Origin of the sequence: Actinoplanes flavus (genome assembly GCF_017592555.1) — a bacterium.
GTDB lineage: Bacteria > Actinomycetota > Actinomycetes > Mycobacteriales > Micromonosporaceae > Actinoplanes > Actinoplanes flavus.
Genome location: NZ_JAGFNS010000044.1, coordinates 54,067 through 60,339 on the forward strand (window position 1 = coordinate 54,067; position 6,273 = coordinate 60,339).

At 73.8% G+C, this 6,273-nt stretch carries 6 protein-coding genes; 3 read left to right on the forward strand and 3 right to left on the reverse strand.

The annotated features are described in order from the left end of the window. Positions 1-78: 78 nt before the first annotated feature. Positions 79-2,034, forward strand: a complete 1,956-nt coding sequence (locus tag J5X75_RS40320; RefSeq protein ID WP_307798587.1) for an alkaline phosphatase family protein — start codon at positions 79-81, stop codon at positions 2,032-2,034. A 6-nt stretch (positions 2,035-2,040) separates the two neighbouring features. After that, positions 2,041-3,147: an NHL repeat-containing protein gene (locus tag J5X75_RS40325; RefSeq protein ID WP_208472992.1), complete on the forward strand. Its 1,107-nt coding sequence runs from the start codon at positions 2,041-2,043 to the stop codon at positions 3,145-3,147. On the opposite strand, the gene J5X75_RS40330 is transcribed toward J5X75_RS40325, so the two are convergent. Further along, a complete protein-coding gene (locus tag J5X75_RS40330) occupies positions 3,144-3,983 on the reverse strand; it encodes an SDR family NAD(P)-dependent oxidoreductase (protein ID WP_208472993.1) in 840 nt (279 codons plus the stop codon). The genes J5X75_RS40325 and J5X75_RS40330 overlap by 4 nt on opposite strands. Positions 3,984-4,098: 115 nt before the next feature. Between J5X75_RS40330 and J5X75_RS40335 the strand changes: the two genes are divergently transcribed. Continuing rightward, a complete protein-coding gene (locus J5X75_RS40335; protein WP_208472994.1) occupies positions 4,099-5,142 on the forward strand; it encodes a hypothetical protein in 1,044 nt (347 codons plus the stop codon). Positions 5,143-5,201: 59 nt separating this feature from the next. Here J5X75_RS40335 and J5X75_RS40340 read toward each other — a convergent pair whose 3' ends face one another. After that, positions 5,202-5,873 carry a DedA family protein gene (locus J5X75_RS40340; RefSeq protein WP_208472995.1) on the reverse strand — a complete coding sequence of 224 codons (672 nt, stop codon included), beginning with the start codon at positions 5,871-5,873 and terminating at the stop codon, positions 5,202-5,204. Positions 5,874-5,973: 100 nt separating this feature from the next. Next, the coding region (locus J5X75_RS40345; RefSeq protein ID WP_208472996.1) for a sigma-70 family RNA polymerase sigma factor at positions 5,974-6,273 on the reverse strand (300 nt) is incomplete at its 5' end.

A 6,273-nucleotide genomic window follows, 5' to 3' on the forward strand; every position in this document is an offset into this window, starting at 1 on the left:
AGGTATCCGTCCCACGGCGGGGGTGGCACGCCGTTCCCCCGTTCGGGTTCGGATGCGCCGGTGTGTAATCGTCGGTTCGTGGCCATTCGCACCCATGCACGCTGGGCCGCCCACCGCGGCCGGGCCGTGCTGCGCAGCGCCATCCTCACCTTCGTGGTGCTCACCCTCACCCTGTGGCTGATGCCCGGGGTGGCCGGCACCGACGTGGTCGACACCCTCGGGCTCGTGGTCCTGGTCGCGGCCGTCGGCGCGGTGCTGCGGCCGCTGCTGCTGCTCGGCATCACGGCCCTCGGCGGCTGGGCGGCCATGCTGCTCGGCGTGGTCGCCCAGGTCGTCGTGATGGTGGTGGCCCTGCGGTTCGACCCGGGCAGCCGGATCAGCGGGCTGCCCAGCCTGGTGTTCGCCGCGATCCTGGCCGTCGTCGTGGCCGCCCTGCTCGACTGGATGGTCGACAGCGGCAGCGACGACACCTTCGTCCGCGAGGCCCGCCGCCTGATGCGCGGGGTCCGCCGCCGCGCCGCCGGCCGCCTCCTCACCCTCCGCCGCCCGCCCGCCGGCACCGAGCCCGGCCTGCTCATCGTGCAGCTGGACGGGGTCGCCGAACCGGTCCTGCGCTGGGCGATCCGGGCCGGCAACCTCCCGGTCCTGGGGAACTGGCTGCGCACCGGCAGCCACACGGCACGCGGCTGGCACACCGGCCTGCCGTCGACCACCCCGGCCTCACAGGCCGGCATCCTGCACGGCGCCACCCGGCAGATCCCCGGCTTCCGCTGGTACGAGAAGGACACCGGCAAGATGATGGTCTCCAACCGCCCCCGGGACGCCGCGATCATCGAGTCCCGGCTCAGCGACGGCCGCGGCCTGCTGCGCGACGGCGGGGTCAGCATCGGCAACGCGTTCAGCGGCGACGCCGTCACCAACCTGCTCACCGTCAGCCACGCGGCGCTGCCCGGCCGCTCGGCCCGGGGCTGGGCGGCGTTCATGGCCTCCCCGTACGGCTTCACCCGCGCCCTCGTCCTCGGGGTGGCCGAGGTCCTCACCGAGCTGCACCAGGCCCGCCTCCAGCGGCGCCGCAACCTGCAACCCCGGGTCAGCCGGTCCGGCGCCTTCCTGGCCCTGCGCCCGGCCTCGATGCTGCTACGTGACGTGAACGTGTCGCTGGTCGCCGAGCAGATGGCCCGCGGCGTCCCGGCGATCTACTGCGACCTGGTCGACTACGACGAGGTGGCACACCACGCCGGCCCGGCCCGCCCGGAGTCGATGCGCCAGCTGGAGAACCTGGACCGGATGCTCGGCGTGCTGCACCGGCTCGCCCCGGAGGCGGCCCGCCGCTACCACCTCGTGGTGCTCTCCGACCACGGCCAGAGCCAGGGCCCCACCTTCCGGCAGCGGTTCGGCGAGAACCTCGACGACGTGGTCCAGCGACTGGCCGCGGAAGCACTGGTGGTGTCCTCCGGCAACCTGTCGATGATCTACCTGACCCGGTTCCCCCGCCGGGTCGGGCGGGCGGCGATCGAGCACGCCCACCCGCGACTGATCACCGGGCTGACCGCCCACCCCGGGATCGGTCTGGTGGTGGTGCAGGACGAGGACGGGCCGGTGGCGTACGGGCCGGCCGGCACCCACCGGCTGCGCGACGGGGCCGTCACCGGGACCGACCCGCTCCTTCCGTACGGGCCGCACACCCGCGCCGACCTGCTCCGCCACCAGAGCGCCGCGCACGTCGGCGACCTCGTGGTGATCAGCTCGGTGGATCCGGAGACGCTGGAGGTGTGCGCCTTCGAGGAGCTGGTCGGCTCGCACGGCGGGCTCGGCGGCTGGCAGACCGACGCCATGCTGGTCCACCCCGCCGACTGGCCGGTCACCCACGAGCTGAACGGCCCCGACGCGGTGCACCGGCAACTGCTCGACTGGCTGGTCATGCTGGGTCTGCGCCAGCCGGACCAGGCCACCCTGGAGCGGTCCGCGCCGATACCCCCGACCGGCCCGCAGGCGGAGGAGATCGCGCGACTTTCCCCCATCCGGGATGGTTAGACCCATGTGCGACTGCTCGTTCTGACCCTCCTGCTCGTCCTGTCCGTCGCGGCCCCGGCCCGGGCGGTCGAATCCGCCGCCCGGTCCGCGCCCACCTTCAACGGGACCGTGTACGCGATCGCCTACCTGGGCGGCACGGTGTACGTCGGCGGGGAGTTCACCAAGGCCCGGTGGGGTGGGCGCGGCTATCCACGGCAGCGGCTGGCGGCGTTCGACGGGCGTACCGGGGCGCTGCTGGACTGGGCGCCCCCGGCGGACGGCACGGTCCGCGCACTGGCCGCCACCCGCGGCGCCGTCTACGCGGCCGGCGGCTTCCACCGGGTCGGCGGCGAGAAACGCGACTCGATCGCCCGGATCGACCCGGCCACCGGCGCCGTCACCTCGTTCCGGCACGACATCGCCGGCACCCCGTACGCCCTCGCGATCGGCAACGGCCGCCTCTACCTGGGCGGCAGCGTCACGGCCGTGAGCGGGCACGCACTGCGCAACCTGGCCGCCTTCTCGCTGGCCACCGGACGACTCGACACCGGCTGGCAGGCCGGCGCCGACGACCGGGTGCGCGCCCTCGCGGTCTCCGGCGGCCAGGTCTTCCTGGGCGGCGCCTTCCGCGAGGTCGACGACGACCGGCAAGCGGTACGCCTGGCGGCCGTCGACGCGAACACCGGCGTCCTCGACCACTACTTCCGGCCCAGGGTCGCCGCCGAGGTCAACGCGATCACGGTGACCGGCTCCGGCGTGTACGCGGCCACCGGCGGACAGGGCGGCCGCGCCGTCGCGTACAGCCTCGACGGCACGACCCGCTGGCAGCGCGTCTTCGACGGCGACGCCACGGCGATCGCCACGGTCGGCGAGGTGACGTACGTCGGCGGCCACTTCGACCGGGTCTGCCTCACCACCCGCAACGGACCGCAGGGCGCCTGCCTGGACGGCTCGGCGCCGCGCGTCAAACTGGCCGCGGTCACCGGCGACGGCCGCCTCACCGCATGGAACCCACAAGCCAACGGCGTCGCCGGGGTCCGCGTCCTGACCACCGACCCGATCGGCGGCCTCGACGCGGGCGGCGACTTCACCACCATCGGCGGCCTGGACCGGCCCCGCTTCGCCCGCTTCTAGTCCACCCGGGTCCGGCCGCGGGTCAGCCGCTGCGTGATCGCCCAGTAGCGGGCCGGGGCGATCCGGGTCAGCAGGTCACCGGCCTTCGCCTCCCGGGTGATCACCAGTCGCGGGTTCCGGTTCTGCACGGCCGCCACGATCTGCCGGGCCGCCTCCTCCGGCGGCAGGGTCAGCGCCCCCGCGGCGAACCGGCGGACCTGCTCCAACTCCTCGCCGTCCGGGTCGACCCCGCTGGCCCGGGCACTCGTCGCGATGTTGGTGCGGACCCCGCCCGGGTGCACCACCGTCACCCCGACACCGCGGGGCGCCAGCTCGTGCCGCAGCGCCTCGGTGAAACCGCGGACGGCGTACTTGCTCGTCGCGTACGCCACCTGGCCCGGCGGCGCGAACAGCCCGAACAGACTCGACATGTTGACCAGGTGCGCGCCCGGCCGGGACAGCAGCTGCGGCAGGAACGCCTTGGTCATCCGGATCACCGCGTGCAGGTTGATCTCCAGCAGCCAGTCGATGTCGGCGGTGCGGTTCTCCTCGAACGTGCCGATCAGCGTCACCCCGGCGTTGTTGATCAGAAGATCGGCCGGGCCTTGGCGCGACGAGATCTCCGCGGCCAGGTCCAGGCGGTCGCCGCCATCGCTCAAATCGACGGGGTACGCCGTGACGCCCGCCGCCCCCAGCTCCCGGGCCAGCCCGGCCACCCGCTCCAGCCCTTCGACGTCCCGGTCCACCAGGGCCAGTTCGGCGCGCCGTTTCGCCAGATCGAGCGCCAGCGCCGCCCCGATCCCGCCGGCCGCACCGGTGATCACGCAGGTACGCCCCGCGAACGCGAACCGCTGCACTTCCCCGACTCCCTTCGGTGACTGACAACCGGCGCCCAACGATCGCACAGGATCCGCATAGCCCGGCGCGGCAATCTTCTCCCCGTCAGCAGAGAAACCGGACCGAGGAGCGCCGATGACTCAGCACGATCCGTCCGCCCGGGGGCCGGTACCGCGGTATTCCGCCCAGGTTCGACCCGCGCACGGCGAGTGGGCGAACCGGCCGTCCGAGGTGCCCGATCCGCAGTCGGTCCCGATCGACTGGTCGCCGTCCGGGATGACCCACGCCGGCACGCCCGGCGCCGGATACGCCGACCACCCGGCGCACTCCAGCGGCGCGCCCTCCAGCGGCGCGCCCTCCAGCGGCGCGCCCTCCGGCGTTGCGCCCTCCGGCGTCGCGTATTCCGGGGCCGGGCAGTCCAGCGGCGCGCAGTCCGGCGTTGCGCAGTCCGGCGTCGCGTATTCCGGGGCCGCGCAGTCCGGCGGCGGGCGCGCCGGCTGGGGCGACACCACCGGCCGGACCGCGGCGCCCGGCTGGACCGGCCACAGCCCGGAGACCGACCCGGCCGCCGGATGGAACGGCGGCACCGCCGCCTGGACCGGTGACGGCCGGCCGGCCGCCTGGAACAGCATCCCGGACCGGGTCCCCGCCGAATGGAGCACGCCGGAGCCGCCCACCGCGCGGTGGACCGAGGCGCATTCTCCGGCCTGGAACAACGCGGGCGCGGAGCCGCCGGAGGTCACCTGGCACGCGGCTCCCGAGGTCGTTCCCACCTGGGGTGCCGTGGTGCCCCGGCCGCATGCCGACCCGCCCGCGCACCGGCACCCGGCCGCCTGGGATCCCACCGCCCCACCGGCCGGGGGAGACGCGCCCGCGCACCGGCATCCGGCCGCCACCCCGGCTGCCTGGGATCCCACCGCCCCACCGGCCGGGGGAGACGCGCCCGCGCCGAGGTCGGCTTCCGGGGCCCGTACCCCGAAGAAGTCGAAGTTGATCTTTGCTGGTGCCCTGATCGCGGCCGCACTGGCCGGTGGTGGCGCCGGCGCGGGCATCATGGCCGCGGTCGGCGGTGACAGCGCCGCGACCGCCCCGGCCGGCCAGCCCCCGGCCGGGCAGGCTCCCGGCCAGGCGCCGCCGGACGGACCGGCGCCCACCGCGGAGCCGACGAAGGCGAGCTGACCACCCTCCGGGGGAAACGGGGGCGGTTCCCGCTGTGGGCGGCCGGAACCGCCCTCGTGTCACGCCTGGCTGCGGCTCTCCTCGAGAGCGACCTGAGCGGACCGCGCCCGGCGCCGGCGGACGTGCCGCACGTGCAGTGTCACGTAGATCGCCAGAGCCGCCGCGAGCACGCCGATGATCGACCACCGGTGTTCGTGGGCCCGGCCCATGATGTGCACCAGGTTCGCGCCGAGAAAGTACGCGACCGTGCACCACCACCCGACCCAGAGCGCCGCCCCGATCGCGTTGTAGAGCAGGAACGTCTTCCACGGCATCCGGGTGATCCCGGCGATCACACCGTTGAGCTGCCGGAGCCCGTCGATGAACCGGGCCACCACGATGATCCGGTTACCGCGCTTGGCGAAGAACTGCTCCGCCTTCTCGAGCCGGGCCGGTGTCACGAAGATGTACTTCCCCCACCGGTGCACGATCTTGCGGCCGCCGCGCAGCCCGATCCAGTACCCGATGTTGTCGCCGACCACCGCCGTCACGAACGAGATCAGCGCGACGAGGAAGATGTTCATCCGCCCCGCACCGGCGTAGATCGACCCGGCGACCATGATGGTCTGGCCCGGCGCGGGCACACCGAAACTCTCCACCACGATGACCCCGCCGATCGCCAGGTAACCCCAGCTGTCGAGGATCGGGGCCACGTTGTGCAGGAACCCGGGAAGGTCGGCAGTAGGCGGCATCCGCTAAACGGTAGCGGCAACCGGGAGTAGGACCCGCACAGGACTGGTGCAGGACGGGGGCACCGGCCTCAGCCGGCACCCCCGATCCGTGGCGAAAGGGTCAGATCGCATCCGGCGCGAGCTGGCCGCGCAGCTTGGTGAGCGCCTTGGTCAGCAGTCGTGAGACGTGCATCTGGGAGATGCCGATCTGGTCGGCGATCTGGGATTGGGTGAGGTTGCCGTAGAAGCGGAGGGTGAGGATCTTCTGTTCGCGTTCGTCGAGGGTGGCGAGGGCGGGGCCGAGGGCGACGCGGGTTTCGGCGATTTCGTATTCGTGGTCTTCGCCGCCGAGGGTGTCGCCGAGTTCGGTGGTGCCGTCGGCGCCGATGGGGGTGGAGAGGCTGGTGGCGTTGTAGGCGCG